General features: G+C 51.2%; 18 protein-coding genes. 9 read left to right on the top strand and 9 right to left on the bottom strand.

Annotated elements, in window-relative coordinates:
* Positions 1–155 precede the first annotated feature (155 nt).
* Entirely contained in the window at positions 156–1,313 is a 1,158-nt protein-coding gene (locus JTN23_RS24845) for a PQQ-dependent sugar dehydrogenase (protein ID WP_247237820.1), read from the bottom strand.
* A 261-nt stretch (positions 1,314–1,574) separates the two neighbouring features.
* On the bottom strand, positions 1,575–2,753 hold the full coding sequence (locus tag JTN23_RS24840; RefSeq protein ID WP_247237819.1) for a serine hydrolase domain-containing protein: 1,179 nt from the start codon (positions 2,751–2,753) through the stop codon (positions 1,575–1,577).
* 223 nt (positions 2,754–2,976) lie between these two features.
* Between JTN23_RS24840 and JTN23_RS24835 the strand changes: the two genes are divergently transcribed.
* Entirely contained in the window at positions 2,977–3,639 is a 663-nt protein-coding gene (locus tag JTN23_RS24835; protein WP_247237818.1) for a hypothetical protein, read from the top strand.
* A gap of 11 nt (positions 3,640–3,650) precedes the next feature.
* Positions 3,651–4,601 carry a DUF6624 domain-containing protein gene (locus JTN23_RS24830; protein ID WP_247237817.1) on the top strand — a complete coding sequence of 317 codons (951 nt, stop codon included), beginning with the start codon at positions 3,651–3,653 and terminating at the stop codon, positions 4,599–4,601.
* Positions 4,602–4,690: 89 nt separating this feature from the next.
* Here JTN23_RS24830 and JTN23_RS24825 read toward each other — a convergent pair whose 3' ends face one another.
* Positions 4,691–5,107, bottom strand: coding sequence for a MarR family winged helix-turn-helix transcriptional regulator (locus JTN23_RS24825; RefSeq protein ID WP_247237816.1), 417 nt, complete (start codon positions 5,105–5,107; stop codon positions 4,691–4,693).
* Positions 5,108–5,188: 81 nt separating this feature from the next.
* Between JTN23_RS24825 and JTN23_RS24820 the strand changes: the two genes are divergently transcribed.
* The 4 genes from JTN23_RS24820 (at position 5,189) to JTN23_RS24805 (ending at position 8,057) form a co-directional block, all read left to right on the top strand.
* Complete coding sequence (locus tag JTN23_RS24820) at positions 5,189–5,662, top strand: cupin domain-containing protein (RefSeq protein ID WP_247237815.1); 474 nt, start codon at positions 5,189–5,191, stop codon at positions 5,660–5,662.
* A 178-nt stretch (positions 5,663–5,840) separates the two neighbouring features.
* Positions 5,841–6,620, top strand: coding sequence for a DUF5602 domain-containing protein (locus tag JTN23_RS24815; RefSeq protein WP_247237814.1), 780 nt, complete (start codon positions 5,841–5,843; stop codon positions 6,618–6,620).
* 75 nt (positions 6,621–6,695) lie between these two features.
* On the top strand, positions 6,696–7,373 hold the full coding sequence (locus JTN23_RS24810) for a hemerythrin domain-containing protein (RefSeq protein ID WP_409049472.1): 678 nt from the start codon (positions 6,696–6,698) through the stop codon (positions 7,371–7,373).
* A gap of 12 nt (positions 7,374–7,385) precedes the next feature.
* Positions 7,386–8,057, top strand: a complete 672-nt coding sequence (locus JTN23_RS24805; protein WP_247237812.1) for a hypothetical protein — start codon at positions 7,386–7,388, stop codon at positions 8,055–8,057.
* A gap of 39 nt (positions 8,058–8,096) precedes the next feature.
* Here the strand turns inward: JTN23_RS24805 and ypfJ are convergent, their stop codons facing one another.
* The 5 genes from ypfJ to JTN23_RS24780 form a co-directional block, all read right to left on the bottom strand.
* Positions 8,097–8,966 carry a KPN_02809 family neutral zinc metallopeptidase gene (gene ypfJ / locus JTN23_RS24800; protein ID WP_247237811.1) on the bottom strand — a complete coding sequence of 290 codons (870 nt, stop codon included), beginning with the start codon at positions 8,964–8,966 and terminating at the stop codon, positions 8,097–8,099.
* A 293-nt stretch (positions 8,967–9,259) separates the two neighbouring features.
* Entirely contained in the window at positions 9,260–10,357 is a 1,098-nt protein-coding gene (locus JTN23_RS24795; protein ID WP_247237810.1) for a hypothetical protein, read from the bottom strand.
* A gap of 40 nt (positions 10,358–10,397) precedes the next feature.
* Complete coding sequence (locus JTN23_RS24790) at positions 10,398–11,090, bottom strand: hypothetical protein (RefSeq protein WP_247237809.1); 693 nt, start codon at positions 11,088–11,090, stop codon at positions 10,398–10,400.
* Positions 11,077–11,628 carry an RNA polymerase sigma factor gene (locus JTN23_RS24785; protein WP_247237808.1) on the bottom strand — a complete coding sequence of 184 codons (552 nt, stop codon included), beginning with the start codon at positions 11,626–11,628 and terminating at the stop codon, positions 11,077–11,079. Before JTN23_RS24785 ends, JTN23_RS24790 begins: the two co-directional genes overlap by 14 nt.
* Positions 11,629–11,772: 144 nt before the next feature.
* A complete protein-coding gene (locus JTN23_RS24780; RefSeq protein ID WP_247237807.1) occupies positions 11,773–13,566 on the bottom strand; it encodes a CotH kinase family protein in 1,794 nt (597 codons plus the stop codon).
* A gap of 340 nt (positions 13,567–13,906) precedes the next feature.
* On the opposite strand from JTN23_RS24780, the gene JTN23_RS24775 reads away from it, so the two are divergent.
* Positions 13,907–14,974, top strand: a complete 1,068-nt coding sequence (locus JTN23_RS24775; protein WP_247237806.1) for a branched-chain amino acid aminotransferase — start codon at positions 13,907–13,909, stop codon at positions 14,972–14,974.
* Positions 14,975–15,152: 178 nt separating this feature from the next.
* On the opposite strand, the gene JTN23_RS24770 is transcribed toward JTN23_RS24775, so the two are convergent.
* A complete protein-coding gene (locus tag JTN23_RS24770; protein WP_247237805.1) occupies positions 15,153–16,037 on the bottom strand; it encodes an AraC family transcriptional regulator in 885 nt (294 codons plus the stop codon).
* A gap of 289 nt (positions 16,038–16,326) precedes the next feature.
* On the opposite strand from JTN23_RS24770, the gene JTN23_RS24765 reads away from it, so the two are divergent.
* Both JTN23_RS24765 and JTN23_RS24760 read left to right on the top strand, forming a co-directional pair.
* Positions 16,327–19,587: a SusC/RagA family TonB-linked outer membrane protein gene (locus tag JTN23_RS24765; RefSeq protein WP_247237804.1), complete on the top strand. Its 3,261-nt coding sequence runs from the start codon at positions 16,327–16,329 to the stop codon at positions 19,585–19,587.
* Between the two features lie 34 nt (positions 19,588–19,621).
* Positions 19,622–21,295, top strand: a complete 1,674-nt coding sequence (locus JTN23_RS24760; RefSeq protein WP_247237803.1) for a RagB/SusD family nutrient uptake outer membrane protein — start codon at positions 19,622–19,624, stop codon at positions 21,293–21,295.
* Positions 21,296–21,308: the final 13 nt, after the last annotated feature.

Below are 21,308 nucleotides of genomic sequence, written 5' to 3'. Positions count from 1 at the left end.
GCTTGAAGCTCGTAGTGTAATCCTTCTGACTCCGCTTGACATACTTCTTCTCTGCTTTCATAACAATACTTTTTTGTATCGCTATTTTAGGACAAGACAAGAATTACCACAAAAAAGGCCCGTGTCTGCACGGGCCTTTTTATTTATCTGTACGGCTACTTCATCAGGTGCAGGCGCAGTACCTTTCCTTTTTCGTAGTCGGTCAATACGTAAATAGATCCGTCCGGAGCCTGCTTGACGTCACGGGTGCGTACAGCCAGTGGGATGCGCTCTACTTCTTCGGCCTTCTCCCCGTTCATCCGTACACGTACAAGGCCCGTGCTGGTCAGGCCGCCAATGAGGGCGTGTCCTTTCCAATCCGAAAACATGGATCCTGAGTAAAAGATCATTCCGGATGGAGAGATAGTAGGCGTCCACTTAATAACCGCATCGGCCAGGTCAGGACGGGTAGTTGGGTCCGGAATATCCTTGCCGTCGTAGTGCTTACCCCAGCTCACAAGGGGCCAGCCGTAGTTTTTGCCGGCCTTGGGCTGGTTGAGCTCGTCACCACCCATAGGTCCCATTTCGGCCACCCATAGCAGGCGCGTGGCCGGATCAAAGGCAGCACTTTCAATGTTACGATGCCCGTAAGACCATATTTCGTCGCGGGCGTTTTGCTGCCCTACAAAGGGATTGTCTTTAGGAATGGTACCATCCCGATTCAGCCTCACGATAGCACCCAGGTGGTTGGACAGGTCCTGCGCGGGCTCACCTTTGAACCGCTCGGCCAGAGTAAGTACCAGGTGCCCCTCCGGCGAAAACAGGATGCGTCCGCCAAAGTGCTTGGCGCCATCTACTTTGGGCTCCTGCCGGAATAGTACCTTAAAGTCGCGGATCTCGTTGCCTTCCAACCGGCCCCGACCCAGGGCGGTGGAAGCCAGGCTATCGCTACCTAGTTCGGCGTAGGAGAGGTACACCAGCCGATTTTGCCGGAAATCAGGGTCCAGCGCTACATCCAGCAGCCCGCCCTGCTCTTTGTACAGTACCTGTGGAGTACCTTTGACAGGTTGAGAGAGCTTGTTGTTCTTATCCAGGATCCGCAATCTTCCGGCCCGCTCAGTGACAAGCAGGCGCCCGTCCGGCAGGAATGCCATTCCCCAGGGATGTTCCAGATTCTCGGCGATGGGTTCGATTTTGATGGCACCAATCTTTACCAGCACCGTAGGTTTTTCGGGTTGAGAATATGCCGTCCCGGAGGCCAGAAGGACAAGTACCAGCATTCCGTAAAGGCAACGGGTCATTCGCCTCAGCAAGGTTTCTCCTGTTGTTTTCATAATTTTAATGGTATGGTTTTCAATAATTGTTTACTAATTAACCCCGTGTGCCAGTGGTTGTTTGGCAGTACTTGCAGAATGCTTATGGTTGATAATCAAACGATTATAACGTATATGCCTGCTGCGTGGAGTTCGTAAACGATCTGCTGTTAGTCCGAACCTACTGATTATGAGTATCTCACGAGTTACAAACAAAAAGCGGAGAGAACCCACTTTGATACAAGTAGGCTGCTCTCCGCTCTTTTAATTTTCTTACCTTGATTACTCCTTCACGGCCGCCAGTACCCGCTTGATCAGGCCATTCTGGTCGCCGTTTTGCCAGCGCCATACGATCACTATATCGTGTTCGGGATCGATCCAGATGGTATTCGAACCGGCTCCGATGGCGGCGTAGCTGGTAGTAGGGGCGTCGGGCCATTCTTTGCCGTCGGTATTGAGCCACCATAGGTACCCGTAGTCCGGGCCTACGGGGCCACGTTTGGTGGTAGCATCTTTCACCCACTTCTCTGACACTAGCTGTTTGTTCTTCCACCGTCCCTGGCGCAGGAACAGGTACCCAAAGCGGGCTTCGTCGCGGGTATTGATCCAGAGGCCGCCGCCCCAGCGGGTGCCGCCGCTCACGGAAGGCATCGGTTTGCCGTTGATCTCTACTATGGAGTTGCGGTAGGGGACCCAGCGCCAGGTATCCGAGGCACCAATCGGGTTCATAATTTCATCTTTCAGTACCTCCGGCAGTGGCTTCTCCCACAGGCGTAGCAGCGATAGCGCGAAGCGGTTAATGCGGATATCGTTGTATTCGTAGTAGGTGCCCGGCTCCTGTAGAGTACGTGGTTTGCGCTCGCCCCTTCCGTAGGCCTCCTTGCCCACGAAGTCATGTTTTTTGCCCCATAGTTCGCCCTCCCATTCGCTGGTCTGGCGGGCATGGTGCTCCCAGGTGATTTTGCGGTTCTGCTCTAAGTCATAGCCACCATCTTTGATGTAGTTAGCCACCGGATCAGTGATATTCCTGATCATGCCCCGGTCGATGGTGAGGCCCAAAATGGTGGATAGGAAACTCTTGGCTACACTGTACGTAGGATCTACGGCTTTGGTATCGCCCCACTCGGCTACGATGTAGCCGTCCTTGATGATAATGCCATTGGTACTGGCCCGGGTAGGAGGTAAGGGGCCTAGGGGCTCGCCAAATATCTCCTTCTGCGTTGAGAAGTCTTTGGGCATCTGCTGCGTCTCCTGCGTCTGGGCCCAGGTTACAGCTTCATGTAGCAGGGCTGCGTCCATGCCTACCTCTTCAGGTTTGCGCTGCTTCCATTCACCTTTGGTGGGGTAGTAGTAGGGTTTGGTCTGCAGGGAGGTACCTGTTGATGCGGTCTGCCGGGGCTGCGGCTGGCAGGCAAAGAGGCTGGCGGTAAAGGTCAGGGCTAAAAGAGTATATCTGATCATTAGTTTGCTATTGTAAAGGGAGCCAATCTACAAAAGTAAAGTACCCGTTCAAAATAGCGCATTGCCTCTTGAAGAACTTCTTCTCGCTCATGTTAGTGTATACGATCTTATAGGTAAGGGGTAAGAGTATGTTAAGTTTTTCGCCATTATATCTACATATAGAGCTATTTCTTAACTTACTACCTGATTTGTTCGACAATACTATCCTAAACCCCTCCACTCCATGAAACACTATACCTTCGAGTACACCAATCAGAGTACAATTTTCCTGCTGTTAGCTGCCTGCTTTGCTTTATTAATAGTTCTCCTGCTAGGTGTGCCCTACATGGCCCCTCTCCTTGGGAGCACATTATATGCCACACTGGCTATAGGTACTCCTTTTCTCGTATTCTTTCTTAATAGGAATAAAATAAAGAAAGTAGGAGAAGCCCAACTGGAGGATACATCGCTTACCCTTTTACTTTCCGACCAGACTCGTTCTATCCAGTTTAGCGAGCTCAAATCTTATAAAGTAGAGTATTATAATGGTACCCGACTGAGCTGTACTTTTAAGGATAACACCAAGTTCAAGCTAATGGCGAATCATCAGTTTTGTAAGCCTGAGGCGTTTGAGGCCTTATGTGATGATCTGGAACGTACTATTGACCAGTACATCCTCGAGACCAACGCCGAACTGGTTCGTAAGCCCTCCCTATATGAGCAAAAATGGATGCCTTTTCTCCTGGGAGCCATGTCATTGACGATGGCATGGGTATTCTTGCGTGCTTATTCATCCGGTATTAAGCCTCCCCTTTCCAGTTACACCTCTGTGATTATTATGGCGGCCTTATGGGCTGCCTACTTCAAAGCGCGTGAAAAAAATAAAGGGAAAGTACCTCAAGTCTAGCACAGGAAATTATGAAGCACTTTATACTGCTAGTAAGCTTTTTGTGGATAGTGAGCAGGCCTGCGGTAGCGCAGGAGGTTATTTATGCCACGCAGGATTCTGTTTATATCAATGCCGTGGAAGCAGCACTAAAAGCCCTGAAAGAGGGAGACTGTACTACCTGTCTGGCCCAGTACAAACGCGCTTTTTTGGTTAATCACACCAGTGCCCTGAGTACCCTACGAGCGGCGGTTTGTGCCTATCAGTGTCAGCAGCAGGAGCTAGCCCTGGTTTATTTGAAAGAAGCACTTACCTTGGATTGGGAAGCGAGTGAGTATCTATGGGAGGAACATGGAGAAATACCTGAGTTGGCTCCTTTACGAACTAGTGCATTAGCTACGAATTTTGAAAGCTTCCTTGATGAGAGGAAAATAGCCGCAGGGCGTAATCCGTCCCTTGAGCGTGAGCTGGCAGTCATTCTTGAAGCTGACCGAACACCCCGGCTGAAGATAGATACCCTCGGCCGGGAGTACGGCTTTGACTCTCCGCTGGCAAAAACCGTATGGAAAGAAATAGCGCGAGCCGATTCTGTCAATCTTCCTAAAATAGAGAGAATTATTAAAAAGTATGGCTATCCGGGTAAAAGTCTGGTTGGTGAAGAGCAATCTATGACGGCCTGGTTGGTGGTCCAGCACGCTGCACTGGCTATACAGGAAAAGTACCTGCCGCTGATTCAGCAGGCGGCTGAGCAGGGAGAACTGGATAAATCATGTTTTGCCCTACTACAGGATCGTATCCGCGTTTTTAAAGGGAAAAAGCAGCTGTACGGCACGCAGGTAGATAGAAGTCCCGATGGTAAAACTGCCTTCGTCCCCATTGAGGATGAACCTAATGTGAACAAACGACGAGCAGAAGTAGGGCTTCCTCCGCTTGAAGAGTACGCGAAGGATTTTGGCTTTGAGTACGTAGTACCTAAGGAGTAGGGACATTGATAGACTAAAGCAGACTTTCGTCCCAATCCACCAGGTCATGCTCTTACAGGCTTGGTGGATTAAGATGTTCAAACTCCAGTCTACGAGCAAAGCTCCTCCAGGTATTTCCTGAACTCCTGGTACTGCTTTTCACCAAGCCTGGCTTCCCACCTTTTCTCGAAGGCATGGTTAATAGATCGGCCCAGGGCTCTCAGCTCTCTGCCTTTCGTAGTCAGGACAAAAAGCACGGCTCTCTTGTCCGACTCGTCAGGCTTCCTCTCCAGGTATCCCTTTTCTTCCAGTTCATAGACGATGGCACTCATTGACTGCTTCGTTATTTTGGCTTCGGCGGCCAGCTCCGTTATCCTGGATCCTTCCTCTTTGATGTACTGAAACACCGTCCCGTGGGTAGGTCGTATCTCGCCATATCCAGCTACTTCCAGCTCATTATGTAGGTTATCTATCAGACTGTCAAGTAATTGTCTTAGATATACGCCTGTATTTTTATAATTCTGCATTTTTTTTGATGAAAAGTTTGGCAAATATAGTCAGTCTACCTTACCTTTGTAGTCAGTTAAGCTTACTAATTAATAAAAGTCATGAAAAACAAAGGAACATTAACTCAACCCACTCCTGAAAATTCTAGAGCGATACCAGGAGCCCTCTTTCATTTTCTTGCCAAAGGCGAAGATACGGGAAATCGCCACGCACTCCTGAAGATTGATGTGCAGCCCGGAGCTGAGCCACCAGAGCACACGCATGCTCACGAAGATGAAGCCTACTACATCCTGGATGGTAAGATCACCTTCAAAGTCGGGGATGAATTTTTTGAAGCCTCCACCGGAGATTATGTTTTTCTGCCCAAAGAGGTGAGCCACACGTTTCAGGTAAAATCGGAGGTAGCCCGGGTACTCATGTGGATTAGTCCCGCCGGACTTGATCAGTGGTTCTGGGACAACAGTGCTCCTGCCCCGGATATGAAACCCCTTCCGGCTCTGCAGGGACCTCCTCCCGAGGATATCATCTACCATAACGTAACTACCTTAAAAGAATACGGGGTAGAAATGGTCTGACGTACCGGCACCCGGTCCAGCCGTCCTGATTCCGAAGGTACTTTGGGACGGCTGTTCCTTACCTTACACTTCTATTTACAGGTAATTTTCTCTGACAGGTTTAGTACATGCAGCTATTCCTGTACAGGATACCTCTTGCCTTTTACAAACCAAACATTAACATATAATCCATACTAAAATGAAAACAATCAAATTGTTTGAGGGGACGCTTTGTGCCCTGCTGGTGGGAGGGCTGCTGGTCAGTAGCTGTACTCCCAAGGATGAAGTCAAGGCTGCGGACACCTACTACGGGAGCGAAGTAAGCGTTGGCAATGGTACGGCACGCACCTTCTTAAAGGTGGACAACGCAGGTAATCCAGTTTCGGTGGGGGTGAAGCTGACCGAGGCGGCCCTGCAGAACCTGCCGGATGGTCACAATCACCGCGTTCAACACACCGAGGCTCCGTCGTTCCCCCTGCCGTTGCCCCAGCAAAAGTTGAGGACTCCCTTCGACCACGTGACGCTGGACTGGAATCCGGTGGGGCATCCGCCGGAGAATGTCTACGACAAGCCTCACTTTGATATCCACTTTTATATGATGAGCGAACAGGAGCGTATGGCCATAGGTCCGGAAGACCCGAAGATCGAAGAACTGCCCGAGGCCCGGTATATGCCGGAGACGTATGTACCTATACCGGGTGGTGTGCCGCAGATGGGCAAGCACTGGGTGGATCCCGCTTCTATGCAACAACCCTTTACCCACACCTTCCTGTATGGTACGTATAATGGGAGGGTGACTTTTTACGAACCTATGGTCACGCTGAGCCACCTGCAGAGCAAGACCAAGTCAGTAAGTCCGATTGCCCAGCCCAGAGCCTTCCACAAGACGGGGCTCTACTATCCATCTACGTACCGGATCGAATACAGTGAGCAGGAGAAGGCCTACTTCATTATACTGGATGGGCTTCAACTTAAATAATACTGTACCAGGCACTTCCTCCATGAGCCTGTGGAGGAAGTACCTGGTAAATCACCACTCCAAACCCAAACTCCGATGGAACGCAATGGCAACAGGTACAATACCTTTTATTACAGCCACAAGGGGCTGAGAGGTATGCTGTACAGTACAGGAATGAAAATCCAAAAGACGGATTTTACGGATGATAAGCAGAGGAAGGAGGCGGTAGCATTACTGGCAGAGGTACTTGAACTAATAGAACGGCACTCCCTGCACGAGGATACCTACATTTTTCCGCACGTTACAACGTATGATGGGGCCTTACTGGCTGAGCTGGAAGAGGACCATGCACATGGACATAAGCTGGATAGTAAGCTGCTACAGCTAGTTGACGAGCTACAGGTACCTACTAATCATACCACTCTACAATCCGTGGGAGCTGAGCTCTTTCACACTTTCAACCGCTACATAGCTTTTCATCTTGAACACATGGAAAAGGAAGAGGAGAAAGTGAACCCGCTTCTGTGGAAGTACTACTCGGATGAAGAGATAACCCGCATGAAGAGCCCTATCGTAAACTCCGGAGACTCCGGCTTGCTCCTGAAAGAAATCGCCTGGACCCTACAATCCATCAGCTCAAATGAAGCCATTCAATGGCTTATCGGACTACAATCCAGAGTGTCTTTGGAAACCATGGAAGGATTTAAAAAGGTAGCCAAAGAGGTACTTCCGGCAGGAGATTTGAATGCTATAGAAACCCAACTTACCGCATAACATACACACATCATGTCTACACCTTTGATCAAATTGATATATGCAGTGTACATGCTACTGTTTACTGTTACGATAGGATGTGAGAATCTCACGGATAATAGAGTAGCTCCGGGACTGAATAATGGAGAGGCGAGTAAAAGAGGATTCGGGAAGTCTACGGAGTTTCCGGTGGGTAGAGAGTTTACCTTACCCGCTGGTATCACTCTTCAGAGCGATACCATTCCGGCGTTTGATAAATTTGAATGTGACTGTAAAAAGGGAGAAGCCTGCGAGAGGGGAAGCGGAGGATTGGTGAAAGTCTGCCTGAACTTTCAGAATAGTACCCAAGGACCTATTACCGTTACCCTGCCTCTGGGGCTCATCTTTGTTTCGATTACTGAAGAAGTACAGAATGGATTGCTAATAAAGGTAGAGACCTTTGAGGTACCGGCGGATGGATACCTGAGCATAGGTCTTAATCTATACTGCCTTAACGCGGTACGGGATGTACCAAGCCCTTATGATAAATTTGTTCTGGGGCCTGTTACAGAGAATGCGGAAATAGCCGAACTAGCTCGATTGATAGAAGGAAAGGATCTGGGGGCAGCTGAAAGTAAGATAGCTATTCAGAATGCGGTGTGGGATATAACAGACAGGGATGGATTGACTAAGGAGATCAGAGAGGAGCTGGCAAGGCTGCCCTAGTCTAGCTTATTTTCCTGAAATGTCAATCCATTACAACACCTACCTTATATCCTCAAACCGGCCCTGGCTGAGGTCGCCGGTCTGGTAGCCCTTCTTGAACCAGTACATGCGCTGCTGCGAGGTACCATGGGTAAAGGCATCCGGTACTACGTAGCCTTGTGACTCCTTCTGGAGCTTGTCATCGCCAATGGCGTTGGCGGCCGTAAGGGCAGCTTCCAGGTCACCGGCTTCCAGAATATTGCTCATTTCGTGTGCGCGGTTGGCCCACACGCCCGCCAGGAAGTCAGCCTGTAGTTCCAGCTTTACCGAGAGCTTGTTGTAGTCGGCCTTACTCAGGCGCCCCCGTTGCTGCTGCACCTGACCCGAAATACCCATCAGGTTCTGTACGTGGTGACCTACTTCGTGCGCCACTACGTAGGCGACGGCAAACTCACCCGGTGCCCGGAACCGATCCCTGAGCTGGTCACAAAACGTCAGGTCGATGTATACCTTCTGGTCGGCCGGGCAGTAGAAGGGGCCCATGGCTGACGAGGCGCCGCCGCAGGCGCTTTGGGTGGCGTCGCTGAATAGCTGCAGAGTAGGGGGCTGGTACTGCGCGTTGTTTTCGGCGTAGATCCGTCCCCATACATCCTCGGTACTACCCAGCACCGCCGATACAAAATCAGCCATCTGATCGTCAGGCCGAGGGCCTGCCGGGCCGCGTTCGGCGGGGCGCGTTTCGGACTGCTGCGTTGTAGGCCCACCTCCCTGTAGGTTGCCCAATATCTCAGTCGGGTCCTGACCCATTAGCAGACCCAGCACTACCAAAACAATAACACCCAGTCCGCCGCCTACTGCTACCTTACCTCCGCCCGACATACCACGTCGGTCTTCCACGTTTCTGCTTCTTCGTAAATCCTGCCAGCGCATAGTATACTTGTTTTTGATTCTTCGGATATAATCTAAACTACCCTGTCCAATATGCCTGACTACTGTATCAGCAGCATCAGTAGCGGGTAGTGCCGTGTAGATAAACTTTAAAAAATAGGAAGTGTTTTTCTTAGGACGAAGACTATTCTGATATAGCAGATTATATACGTTCTTACTTCAGGCAGCATTACCCGTGGCACAGTTTGAAACCGTGCCACGGGTACAGACAGTCAGTCAGATTTGATCAAAATACTTACCCGTGCCACGGTTCAAAACCGTGGCACGGGTGCAGGTTAAAACCCAATCGTAAACCTCAGGCCGGGGCTCAGGTTTTTGAAGGTACCATTGAAGTACACTTCGGGCTCTATCCTTAAGGTGGGGGTGAGATTAAGGCCTCCCGAAATCTTCCAGGTGTTAGGCTCGTAGTAGTTGCCTGTACGGTGAACCAGGTACCCTACCATCAGCTGTCCGGTCTGCTTTACTTCCTTATTCCCAATTCGCACTCCCCCTTTGGTTTTTTGAAAGAAGGAAAGTCCGGCCATCACAAAGCCATTCTGGTAGATGCGCGTCTGGCCCTCGGGGCTGCGGTTAAAGAAGTACTGCTGCTGGTACCCGATGCGCGGTTTCAGCGGCGACTTCTCCATAAACAGTGTGGTTTCGGCATTAAGCGACGTCATCCAGTTGCCTCGGATGTACCCCAGGCTGGCACTGGGCGAGATAATGAGCATATCCGAACCGAAGTTGGCTACTTGTACTTGGCGGTCGCCCAGGTACCGGCCGTATACTTCGGGTGAGCGTTCGAGTACCTTCGGGTCCGTTTTCTTTTCCAGGCTCTGGATGAGGTAGGTGGTTTTCTCCCGGATCTCATCCTGGAGCAGCGGTATACTTCGCAGGTCATTGACCAGCAGGTACAGCTCCGCCTGCCGGTTATCGGCTTTCCTGACACTTATATGCAGCGTATCCTGCACCGACTTTACCTGTACCAGTTCGTTATTCATGACCGAAAACTCTGACGCAGGCTGGGGGTACCGCTTCCACCGGAGTTGCGGGGCCTGGTTTTCTTCCAGTACATAATGTACCGAAGTACCTTCCGTATGGTCCGGCATTTGTTCGATGAAGCGGCCGTACTCGTTCCAGAACTGGCGCACCAGCGAGTCGGGACGCTGTACCAGCCGCGTACCGGAGTACTTCTGGCTCATCAGGAGTAGTCGGTTGCCCTTGGAGAGTTGTACTTCAAAAGAAGCCGTCTGGAGAAAGTCAGGGTACTCATCGCGGAAGGCGTGCGCATCCAGCCGGGAGTCAAAGGCGTAGTTGACATTGCCAAGTTGAGCCAATAGGGGAGTGGTGGCACTCCCCAGCAGGAGAGTGACCCAGATGATCAGTTTTTGCATGGAAATAGGTGTTAGAAAAAAGTGAGTAGGTAAGGCTGACTTAATTAAAAAGGGGTATGGCTATGGGTTTACGGGAGGAGGGTAGGTCTGATTCGGCGGCGGCAGGCAGACCCACCCTAAGTACCACCTGTGTACGGGCTTTACTTTCGTGCTTCTCCTGTTGCATCAGCTCGTTCCGGTGTACGATGCGGTAGGCAGGCTTCGGAGCCGCCGTAACAGGGTTTAGAAGTGAGTCGGATTCCCGGCTATCTGGTACCTCTGTAGCAGGGGAGCTGGTAGCGGCTATCAGCGGTGGCTCCGGTCTGTACTCCTGAGCGGGAGCAGAGGGAGTAGTCAAAGATTCCGCTCCTGGTACTTTCTTTGACTTCTCCGGCTGTACCTGAGTGACCATTCGTTCCGAAGGAGCCCCGGTAGCAGGTGCTTCCACATGGGAAGGTACCTCAGTACCTGGTGCAGTCTGTTGCTGCGCGGGTACTTGTTGCACTATGGTACCTGCATTTTTCCGGAGCGTTGCCGGCTCCTTCCACCAGTCGATACTGATTCCGACCGCCAATAGTACCGCGGCGGCGGTGGCCCAGTACCACCAGGCTACGCGTTTGGGCCGGGTAGTTGTCTTGGGTAGTTCGGGCTGGAGTTGCTGCCAGAAAAGGTCCGCGTTGAAGTCGCGGTGGGGCTGGTCGGCCAGGTACTCCGCGTTGGACCTGAACAGGTCGTCTATATTATCTTCTTTCATAAGTGTATCCGTTTTTGGAGAGCAGCGCCTGCAGGGCCGCCCGCGCTTTGCTCAGTTGTGACTTGGAGGTATTCTCACTAATGTTCAGCAGGGTACCTATCTCCCTGTGCGAGTACCCTTCGAGGGCGTATAGGCAGAACACCGTCCGGTACCCATCCGGCAGGCTCAGGATCAGCTCGTGGATGCCTTCGGCGTGCAGATCGGCTTCGGCGCTCGATCCGGTCGAGTAGGGTACCTCCTCCGCGGGCGTATCATCCCAAAGCCACTCGGTTGTTTTGGTCCGGCGCAGGTGCATGAGGCATTCGTTCACGGCGATGCGCTTCATCCATACTTCCAGTTCATCATCGCTGCGGTACTCAAAGCCCCCGACTGATCGGAATATTTTCAGGAACGCATTCATCAGTACCTCTTCCGTTTCGAGCGGGTTCTTGACGTAGCGACGGCAAAGGCGGTACAGGCGATTGGCAAAATGGTCGTACAGACGCCTTTGGGCGAAGGGGTTTTCCCGTTGGCACTGCCGGACAATCTCCTGTAACATGCTGCGCTGGTTTGGTCTTTGATGATAGAAATGCAAAAAATCTCCCGGGGGTTGCCCGGGAGATTTTAATTTAGAAATAAAAAAGTAGAGTTCACTACAATAGTCAGGTACGGGAATGGCAAGTGCCTGAATACCTGTGTGTACTTACTGATTAGAAGACAAACCAATAGTCCCACTATTCTCCAGTACAATGCGAGCGCTCTCTTCTAGCTTGAGGCTGAATGCACTACCGGTGTTATCCAGTTGTACTATGTGCCCCGACTGGATGGTCACTTCATCCAGCGAAGTAGGTATAGTACCGCAGGCCCAGGTCGTGCCGGACTGCCAGTTGCCGTTCTGGATGCTTCTCACAATCCGGCTGATGGAGGGAGTGGAGAGCGGCTCGGTATAGCAGTTGCCGGCTAGGGTTACGGCTACGGTATAGGTACCGGGCTGGGTGGCCGTATAGGTACTTTGGGTAGCGTTAGCAATGGGCGTGTTGTTGAGCTTCCACTGGTACTCAAGGTGCTGGCCGGAGTACGTAAGGAGCTGAGCCGGCTGCTCGCAGGTAATGGTAGGAGTAACGCCACCGCTAAAACGTACGTAGTTGCCCAGGTTGGGTACGTGCTGGTCCATCCACGTGAGGCGCTGGTTCAGCCAGCTTTTCAGGTAGGCAATTTCGGTTGGGAAGTTACCGCGCTCGCCCGTTACGTTCCAGCGTTGGTAGTCGCGGGGTTGGGCTTCGGACACCGTAGCGATAAACTGGTCAATGATGCCGTTGATGGTGGCTGTCTGGAGTACTCCACTACGCAGGCTCTGCCAGCGGGCCTGCAGCTCCGCCACGAAGGCCGGATCATCCATGAACCGCTTCCACCAGAATGGCTGCTTGCGGTCGGTACGGCACAGGCGCTGGCTCTGGTACTGCCAGCCTTCGGTATCGTTGGCGTCGCAGAAGTTCCAGGGGGTATTTCCCATTGAAGCGTTGTAGTCCCACATCGGACCCATGGATAGTTTGCCACCCCGGCTGTCCCGCTGCTTATACATGAACGTACTATGACTATACGCATCGGCAGATCGGACTACCTCCGAAAGCAAAAAGTAATCAATAAAGGTAGACACGTTGATGTATTTTCGATACCCGTTGACCGGATCCTTGAAGGCTTCTCCGTGCAGGGCCGTCTCGAACTGATGGAGGTAGTCCCGGATATAGGTAAGGTGGGCCGGATGGATGGCCTCGTCCTCAGGGAAGTGAAGTTCAAAGTCGGTTCGGAAGTCGCCGCACTCGTTCGGAAACTGCGAATCCCAGTACGGGCCGGGATTGCCTACGTGATGATCAATTTTTACGATATAGCCACCCGTTAGGGCGTTGCCTGTACTATCCTTGTACTCAAGGTTTGAGATGTTGACCCGGTTGGCATCCCTTTTGATCTTCTCCATCAGAATATAGATCCCCCGGTACTCGCTGTACGAGTCGACGGTATTGTCGGAGGTGAGGTATAGTTCCACAAAAGCAATACGGGAGGAGTAGTGGCCCATGTTTCTGAACAGGGTATGCGTCAGAGCATCACGCATGTAGGTTTCGTCGTCGAACGCGCCAAAGAGGATCCAGTCATTTTCGGAAGGCATCCCCAGCAGGGATACGTTCAGGTTGGAGCCATCCGCATTGCGTGTTTCGAAGCCATAAGCCTTTTTTTCCTGATTGACCAGTTGTGAGGAGTTGCCCCGGAGTTCGATACCGATCTTGCCGTTGTAATGATTAAAAGGGTCCGACAGATTGTTCCGAACGCCACTGCCATTGTAAATAATCCCCATATCAGCCGTGATCTTGGGATCATCTACAATCGTCTGACCGCTGGTCTTGATTACTACAATGGGAAGGTTGGATGAGGTGGGAAGTTGCTGTGCTTGTACCTCTGCGTACAGGAGGACAGCAGATGCCAGTAGTAGTGGTATCTTCATGGTGATGTATAGTGTGGGAAATCGGTGTAAGTACTATAAATGTTATATAATTCCTTCAAATACTCAAAAAATATTATCTAGTGGTAGACGCAGTGTCAAAGAGGGATGAGCAGCGGCGCAGGTATCGGCGACGTAGCGAAAGTGACAGACCAGGAAAGAGTTGACTCGAAAGCAGCGTCTGCAGATGCTGCTTATAACCGGCAGCATAGGCAAACAAGCCATTTGGATAATTGTTACACTAAATACTTTTATTCAATTAATAAAAATTAACTAAATTGCGGCACTACACTTCATCGACATACATTCGTTACTAGTTAGTTCAGAAATCATACTAAGCCTTATGACAGCCGATACATTGCCCATCGAAATCCAGCAGACGACGAGTCCGCGCCTGAGCGAAATAGACTTCACCAACCTGGTGTTTGGTCGTAATATTTCAGACCACATGTTCGTGGCGGAGTACCGCGACGGGCAGTGGCAGAACCTCCGCATCATTCCTTACGCCGACATGGCGCTGAGCCCGGCTACGGCCGCTCTGCACTATGGTCAGGCGATCTTCGAGGGAATGAAGGCTTATAAGAACGAAGCCGGTGAAGTACTGACGTTCCGTGCCCGCGACAACTGGGCCCGCTTCAACCGTTCGGCTGAGCGTATGTGCATGCCTACGGTACCCGAAGAAGTATTTATGGGTGGCCTCAACGAGCTGCTGCGCCTGGATGCTGGCTGGGTACCTTCGCAGCCAGGTAGCTCGCTGTACATCCGTCCGTACATGTTTGCGTCGGATGCCTACCTGGGCGTACGTCCTTCGGATACCTATATCTTTATCATCTTTACCGGTCCGGTAGGTAACTACTACGCTAATCCTCCCAAGGTAAAGGTAGAGACCTCTTATATCCGCGCTGCCGAAGGTGGAGTAGGTGCCGCCAAATGTGCCGGTAACTACGCGGCTTCGCTGTACCCTACACGCCTGGCCCAGCAGCAGGGCTACGACCAGCTGATCTGGACGGATGCCCGTGACCATGCCTACATAGAGGAGTCGGGTACCATGAACGTAATGTTTGTAATTGATGGCAAACTGATAACTCCAGCCGTGTCAGATACTATCCTGGATGGTATTACCCGCCGGAGCATCGTCGAGATCGCTCAGCACTGGGGAGTACCCGTGGAGGAGCGCCGGGTAGCGATCAAAGAGGTCATCGATGCCATTAAGGAAGGTCGTCTGGAAGCGGCTTTCGGTGCTGGTACGGCCGTAGTGGTATCGCCTTTCGCCGTGATCGGTTACGAAGGTACCAACTATGAGCTACCTGCCATCAAAGAAGATTCCTTCGTTGCAAAAGTAAAAGAGTACCTGACCGACATCCGTACCGGTAAGATTGAGGATGTATTTGGCTGGACTCAAAAAATATAAGTAACCGGATGTAATAGTCCAGATCAGTAAGCGTTAGTTACAGCAGCCGGACCCGTTCCGGCTGCTCTTTTTGTGGGTCATCGTGTAGTCAGGAATGAGGAAGGGAGGTGTTACAGAGTAGATTCTGCGCGTGTAGAGTGAGGGGAGAATATCAGAAATACCAGCGGATCTTCTGCCGCTATATAAAAGTCCGGGTACCGGCGTAGTTATCCCGAAATTCCTTAGGGGTAGTACCGTTTTTATTCTTGAAAATGCGATTAAAGTACGACAGATTGTTGAAGCCGCACTTGTAGGCTACTTCCGCAATGGTGTGGGTGGTATCAATGAGCAGGCGGGAGGCGTGTCCCAGACGAATTTCGTTCAGACTTTCTATAAAAGTTTTGCCGGTGCGCTTCTTGATAAACCGGCTGAACGAAACCTTAGTCATACCGGCCAGCTTGGCTACCTCTTCCAGCGTAATCTCCTTGTCGTAGTGGTCCCGCATGTATGAGAATACCTTCTCGATCCTCCGGCTGTTGTAGTTGAAGCTGTCGTCCGTAAAGGTGGCATTGGAGAGCATGCGCATGTTGCGCGATACCGACAGGTCGTGCAGGATCGACATGAGCTCCAGTACTGAGTCAAAGCCGCTCTTTTCGGTCAGCTCTTTCAGGCGGGGCATGATGCGCTCCACCGTTTCTTTGGAGAAGCAGATACCCCGGGCCGCTTTCTCGAATAGCGAGCGGATGAAGTAGAGCTGGTTGCGGCGCAGGAACTTCTCGTCGAACAGGTCGCGGTGAAACTGGATCGTGATCTCGTAGATATCCGGCATTCCTTCCTGCCACTGGTACTGGTGCGTAAACCAGCCGTGGGGCAGGTTGCTTCCAACCAGCACCAGCTCCAGATCATCAATGGTATCGGTATGGTCACCTACTATGCGCTTGACCCCTTTTCCTCCCACAATCAGATTCAGTTCAAACTCTTCGTGGTAGTGGAGCGGGAAGTCGAAATGCCGCTTGTTACGGGCAAAGATCGTAAAGCAGTCATATTGGGTCAAGGGTGTTATTTCACTATAGATTTCGCTCATAGTAGTAGAAATGTTTGCTTTATCGTACAGTTTGGTTACAAATATACTGTCGTAAAAGTATTATCATATATAAACTTCCGTCAACATTAGTATACTATAATAAATGCACTAAATGTGCAAAAATAGTGCTATAAATATTTAAAAAGTTATATGTGGTATAGGTAGTAGTACAGCTAAATTACAGAAAATGATTTTTTAATTCAAAGAAATGATAAGATAGTATTATATCGACGGTCTTTAAAGTGTATTATTTTGTGAGAAAAATTATAAACCAAAAATGAGCAATAGAATGTTGCAAAGACTACTCATGATCATCTGTTTTGTGATAGGAAGTATCCTATCCGGAACAGCTCAGGATCGTACAGTAAGCGGTACTGTTACCGATGAAACCGGAGGAGGGCTGCCGGGAGTGAGCGTGGTGGTGAAGGGCACCTCAACGGGAACAGCTACCGATGTAGATGGTAAGTTTACCCTCAAAGTACCTACCGGTGGTAAGACACTGGTGATTAGTTATGTTGGTATGCAGAGCCAGGATGTTGAGATTGGCAATCGCAGTACCATTAATGTAACCCTCCAGTCGGACGACCGCATGCTGGAGCAGGTAGTGATCGTGGGGTACGGTGTGCAGAAGAAGCGCGACCTGACCGGATCGGTATCGTCTGTTAATACCAAAGAAATGCTTCAGGCCAACCCCGTTAACATCAGCCAGGGTCTGCAGGGACGTATGGCCGGGGTAATGGTACAGAAAAATGACGGTGCTCCCGGTGGTGGCGTGAACATCCAGGTACGGGGTTCTAACTCTTTCTCCAGCAACACCCAGCCTCTGTACGTAATCGATGGTATTCCTTTTACATCGGGTGGCGGTGCTTCTAACTCAGTAGTAGGAGCCAGCCTTGATAATACCAGCCAGAACTCTAACCCGCTGAACTTCCTGAACCCTCAGGACATCGAGTCGATTGAGGTACTGAAAGATGCTTCGGCTACCGCTATCTACGGTTCACGTGGTGCCAACGGGGTTGTATTGATCACAACCAAGAAAGGCAGCGGCGAGGGCCGTAACATAGTGGAATTTACCACGAACGTAGGTTTCTCACAGGTGTCTAAGAACATCCCTCTGATGAGCGCGCACCAGTACGCCATGTACATGAACGAAGGGGTACAGAACGCGCTTTACTACGAAGGCCGTCCGTATGACCGTCTGCCGTTCCCCGGTATGATGATGTCAGATACTACCTGGGTGGATCCTGTGACCAGAACTCAGATTAGCCGGATCCAGAACTACTACCTGCCTAAGCCGGAGGACTTCCTGAACGGTATTACTAATACACTGTCAGGTAACATTCCCGTAGAAAACTTCCGGGGAACCAACTGGCAGAACCAGATCTTCCAGGTAGCTCCTTCGCAGGACTATACCCTGAGCTTCCACGGTGCTACCAAAGACGGTGGCTACTCGGTATCAGGTAACTACGTAAACCAGCAGGGGATCATCGTTAACTCTGACTTCAAGCGCTACTCCGTACGGGCCAATGTATACCGTACCTTCAACAAGTGGCTGACTCTGAGTACTAACAACAACCTGAGCCGCTCTGAGAACAACTCAGTACCAACCAGCTCAGGTAGTGGTTCGGGAGCCGGTCTGCAGGGTATTCTGCGTACAGCACTGGCGTATCTGCCTACTGTACCGGTGTTTGAGCCTTCCAGAAATATGGAGCTGAACAACGAGCTGGCCTGGTTGATGGCTAACCCGTACTTCTATACCCGCAACATGAAGAACCAGCTGTTTAGTAACAGCATCTTCTCGTCTAACTTTGCGGAGATCCAGATCCTGCCTAACCTGAAGTTCCGCCAGAACGTAGGTTTTAACTACAGCTACAACGACCGGGGTATGTACTTTGGCCGCTTCCTGACCGAAGGTCGTGAGCCACGCAATGGTCTGGCCGGTAAGAACACCAGCAACTGGTTTGCTACTACGTTTGAGTCACTGTTTACCTACGACAAGAAGTTCGGCGATCATGAGTTTGTAGCTCTTGCTGGTGCAACCCGTGAGCAATGGGTGAGCAACTTCCTGAATACATCAGCCTCAGGATTCCCTGATGACCTGACCAAAGACTTCAACTTCGGACGCGGTAACCAGTCGACCTATCAGATCCAGAATGGCCAGACTGCCGGTGGACTGATGTCGTTCCTGGGACGTGCCAACTATAATTATAAGGGTAAGTACCTGGCGACTATTTCGTACCGTCGTGACGGAACTACTGCCTTTGCCGCTAATAACAAGTGGGCTGACTTCTTCTCGGGAGCTCTAGCATACCGTATCTCGGACGAAGCATTTATCAAGAACCTGAACTTCTTCGACGACCTGAAACTACGCGTAGGCTACGGCCAGACCGGTAACCAGTCGATCGGACCATACCAGACGCTGGATCAGCTGCAGCCTCTGAATGGTGTAGTGAACGGAGTACTTACGCCCGGTCTGGTGGAAGGCTACCGCCCCGGTAACCCCAACCTGTTCTGGGAAACTACCAACCAGTTCAACGGAGGTATTGACGCGGCATTCCTGAACAACCGTTTCAACGCTACCCTGGACTTGTACGCCAAGAAGACCGTTGACCTGCTGACTGAAGAGCAAACGCCTCCCAGCTCAGGATTCCCTGTGAAGTACAAAAACGTTGGCTTTGTAACGAACCACGGTATTGAGGCTTCAATAACAGCTCACGTACTGCCTTCTTCGTCCCTGCTGCAGTGGGATCTGACGGCTAACATCAGCAGCAACCGCAACCGTATCGGAGGTCTGGAGAGCGATCAGTACGCTTCTAACCTGTACTACAACGTACGTGAAGTGTTCCTGCGTCGTAACGGACAGCCTATCGGGGTGATCTACGGCTACGTCACTGACGGATTCTACGATAACCTGGCCGAAGTAAAGGCGGATCCTTCTAAGGCTCACCTGAACGAAGCGTCTCAGCGCGAACTGATCGGTGAAGTGAAGTATGTAAACCTGGATGATGATCCGACGTCAATCAACGAAAGCGACCGTACTATCATCGGTAACACCAACCCTGACTTCCTGTACGGTATCAACAATACCTTCCGCTACAAGAAGTTTACGGCCAGCTTCTTCCTTCAGGGTGTACAGGGTAACGACATCCTTAACGCCAACCTGTTCGACATGAACACCGGAGATATCCGTAACGCTCTGGAAGAGTCGTATACACTACGCTGGACTCCTGAAAATGCAGCCAATGCCAAGTACCCCAAAGCATGGCGTACCGAGCGTCGCGACCGTCGTATCTCGGACCGCGATATCGAAGATGGCTCGTACCTGCGTCTGAAGAACATTAGCCTGGGCTATACTTTTAACAACCCGGTGAAAGGCCTGAGCTCGCTGTACCTATACGTAAATGGAAACAACCTGTGGACTCTGACCAAGTACAGCTGGTACGATCCCGATGTGAACGGCCTTGGATCAGGTGGTGGTAGAATGGGTGTAGACCTGAACTCGTACCCCAATGCCCGCTCTTTCAACTTTGGTGTAAGAGCAACCCTATAACAATCAATTAACCAAGCAATAACTAAGTAGTAAAATGAGAAAAATACTGTTTTTAACCTTTCTGCTGGGTGGTATGCTGAGTGCGACGTCCTGTGAAGATGCCCTGCAGGAAGAGGTATTTGACTTCCTCTCACCCACTAGTCTGGAAGATAGCGAAAGTGGTGCGGACCTGCTGCTGCAGGGTGCCTACACCACCATCAACGAAAACCTGTTCCGCTACGACGTATGGCCTCGTATCGGAAACTTCGATAGCGATTACTCTACCGGACCCAGCTGGGCTTTTGGATCGGTAGGTTCCGGTAACTTCAACCGCGATACCTGGATGTACGAAGGTACTTGGGGAGGATTGTACAAGATCATCCACCGTTCCAACGTAGGTATCGAGACGGTCGAAAAAATGACCTTCGATGAAAGAGCGCGTAAGAACACTATCGGGCAGTTTCAGTTTCTGAAGGCCTGGTCATACTTCTACCTGGTACGTATGTTCGGTCCGGTACCCATTATGCCTACTTCGCTGGGAGCGGGCGCGGATCCGCAGCAGCCACGTCAGGACGTAAAAGTGGTATACGATCATATCATAGAACTACTGAAAGCGGCCGAAGGCAACCTCTATACCCGCAATGACCCTGGCTTCAAAGTAGGCAGAGTAAGCAAGGGAGCCGCCAGCGCCCTGCTCGCCAAAGTATACGTAACTATGGCGTCAGGCTCACTGGAAGGTGCTCAGGTAACCGTACAGGGTGGTCCTGCCAAGAACGCTGACGGTACTCTGAAAGACAGTCCTTCCCGACTGACTTTCACAAAGAAGGTAGTAGCAGGCCTCGAAGGCGTAAATTCAGCCGAGTACTTCCGTCTGGCTCGTGATAAGGCCAAAGAAGTAATGGATAGCGGGGAGTTTACCCTGTTCCCCTCTTACTCAGAAGTATGGAACATCACCAACCGTAACCGCGGCGAGCATATCTGGATGGTACAGGCCGTAAGCGGAAGCCAGGCGCTGGGACTTGGTATCAACACCTGGTACCTGGGGTACCTCAATGCCGACGGCGAAGTAGCTAACGGTCGCTGGGTAGCTATGCGTCACCACTGGTACGAACTATTCGAAGACGATAAGGACGACCGCGTTGTAAAAGGAGTGCAGCACCGTTGGAAGCAGTGGGGTAACACGCACTTCTACCCGGCCAAGCATGCCAGCAAAGTAGAGGCCAGAGATCCTAAGTATGGCTACACTGGTGAAGAGGTGAATCTGCCTAATCAGGCGGAGTTCTACTACGCCAGCCTTACCAAGTTTGGTGCTGTTACTGACAATACCATCGATCGTACCGACTACCACTTCCCGCTATTGCGCTACGCTGACATCGTACTGGTGTATGCCGAAGCAGCCAACGAAGCAAATGGTGGACCTACCGCTGAGGCTTACGCCGCTCTCAACAGCATCCGTACCCGTAGCAACGCTTCGGCGGCTCCGGCCGGAATGACCCAGCAGCAGTTCCGCTCGTACGTGATCGAAGAGCGTGCCCGCGAGCTGGCTCTGGAAATGAATCGTAAGTGGGACCTGATGCGCTGGGGTATCTACCTGGATGTGATGAACGCGATCGGCGTGGATGAAAACAACGTAGTGAAGCGTCGCGAACCACGTAACCTGCTCTTCCCGGTACCAGTTCAGGAGATCAACACCAACAAAAACTTTGGCCCTCAGAACCAGGGATGGTAATATCAGAGCTGGC

The sequence above is a fragment of the Telluribacter roseus genome, from assembly GCF_017355915.2.
Classification (GTDB): domain Bacteria; phylum Bacteroidota; class Bacteroidia; order Cytophagales; family Spirosomataceae; genus Telluribacter.
Note: the sequence above shows the minus strand (reverse complement) of the source record. Positions and strands in the feature narration are given on the sequence as shown.

Coding starts and splice junctions, on each gene's coding strand:
- JTN23_RS24845 (WP_247237820.1), bottom strand. CDS start 1,313: ATGAAAACAACAGGAGAAACCTTGCTGAGGCGAATGACCCGTTGCCTT.
- JTN23_RS24840 (WP_247237819.1), bottom strand. CDS start 2,753: ATGATCAGATATACTCTTTTAGCCCTGACCTTTACCGCCAGCCTCTTT.
- JTN23_RS24835 (WP_247237818.1), top strand. CDS start 2,977: ATGAAACACTATACCTTCGAGTACACCAATCAGAGTACAATTTTCCTG.
- JTN23_RS24830 (WP_247237817.1), top strand. CDS start 3,651: ATGAAGCACTTTATACTGCTAGTAAGCTTTTTGTGGATAGTGAGCAGG.
- JTN23_RS24825 (WP_247237816.1), bottom strand. CDS start 5,107: ATGCAGAATTATAAAAATACAGGCGTATATCTAAGACAATTACTTGAC.
- JTN23_RS24820 (WP_247237815.1), top strand. CDS start 5,189: ATGAAAAACAAAGGAACATTAACTCAACCCACTCCTGAAAATTCTAGA.
- JTN23_RS24815 (WP_247237814.1), top strand. CDS start 5,841: ATGAAAACAATCAAATTGTTTGAGGGGACGCTTTGTGCCCTGCTGGTG.
- JTN23_RS24810 (WP_409049472.1), top strand. CDS start 6,696: ATGGAACGCAATGGCAACAGGTACAATACCTTTTATTACAGCCACAAG.
- JTN23_RS24805 (WP_247237812.1), top strand. CDS start 7,386: ATGTCTACACCTTTGATCAAATTGATATATGCAGTGTACATGCTACTG.
- ypfJ (WP_247237811.1), bottom strand. CDS start 8,966: ATGCGCTGGCAGGATTTACGAAGAAGCAGAAACGTGGAAGACCGACGT.
- JTN23_RS24795 (WP_247237810.1), bottom strand. CDS start 10,357: ATGCAAAAACTGATCATCTGGGTCACTCTCCTGCTGGGGAGTGCCACC.
- JTN23_RS24790 (WP_247237809.1), bottom strand. CDS start 11,090: ATGAAAGAAGATAATATAGACGACCTGTTCAGGTCCAACGCGGAGTAC.
- JTN23_RS24785 (WP_247237808.1), bottom strand. CDS start 11,628: ATGTTACAGGAGATTGTCCGGCAGTGCCAACGGGAAAACCCCTTCGCC.
- JTN23_RS24780 (WP_247237807.1), bottom strand. CDS start 13,566: ATGAAGATACCACTACTACTGGCATCTGCTGTCCTCCTGTACGCAGAG.
- JTN23_RS24775 (WP_247237806.1), top strand. CDS start 13,907: ATGACAGCCGATACATTGCCCATCGAAATCCAGCAGACGACGAGTCCG.
- JTN23_RS24770 (WP_247237805.1), bottom strand. CDS start 16,037: ATGAGCGAAATCTATAGTGAAATAACACCCTTGACCCAATATGACTGC.
- JTN23_RS24765 (WP_247237804.1), top strand. CDS start 16,327: ATGTTGCAAAGACTACTCATGATCATCTGTTTTGTGATAGGAAGTATC.
- JTN23_RS24760 (WP_247237803.1), top strand. CDS start 19,622: ATGAGAAAAATACTGTTTTTAACCTTTCTGCTGGGTGGTATGCTGAGT.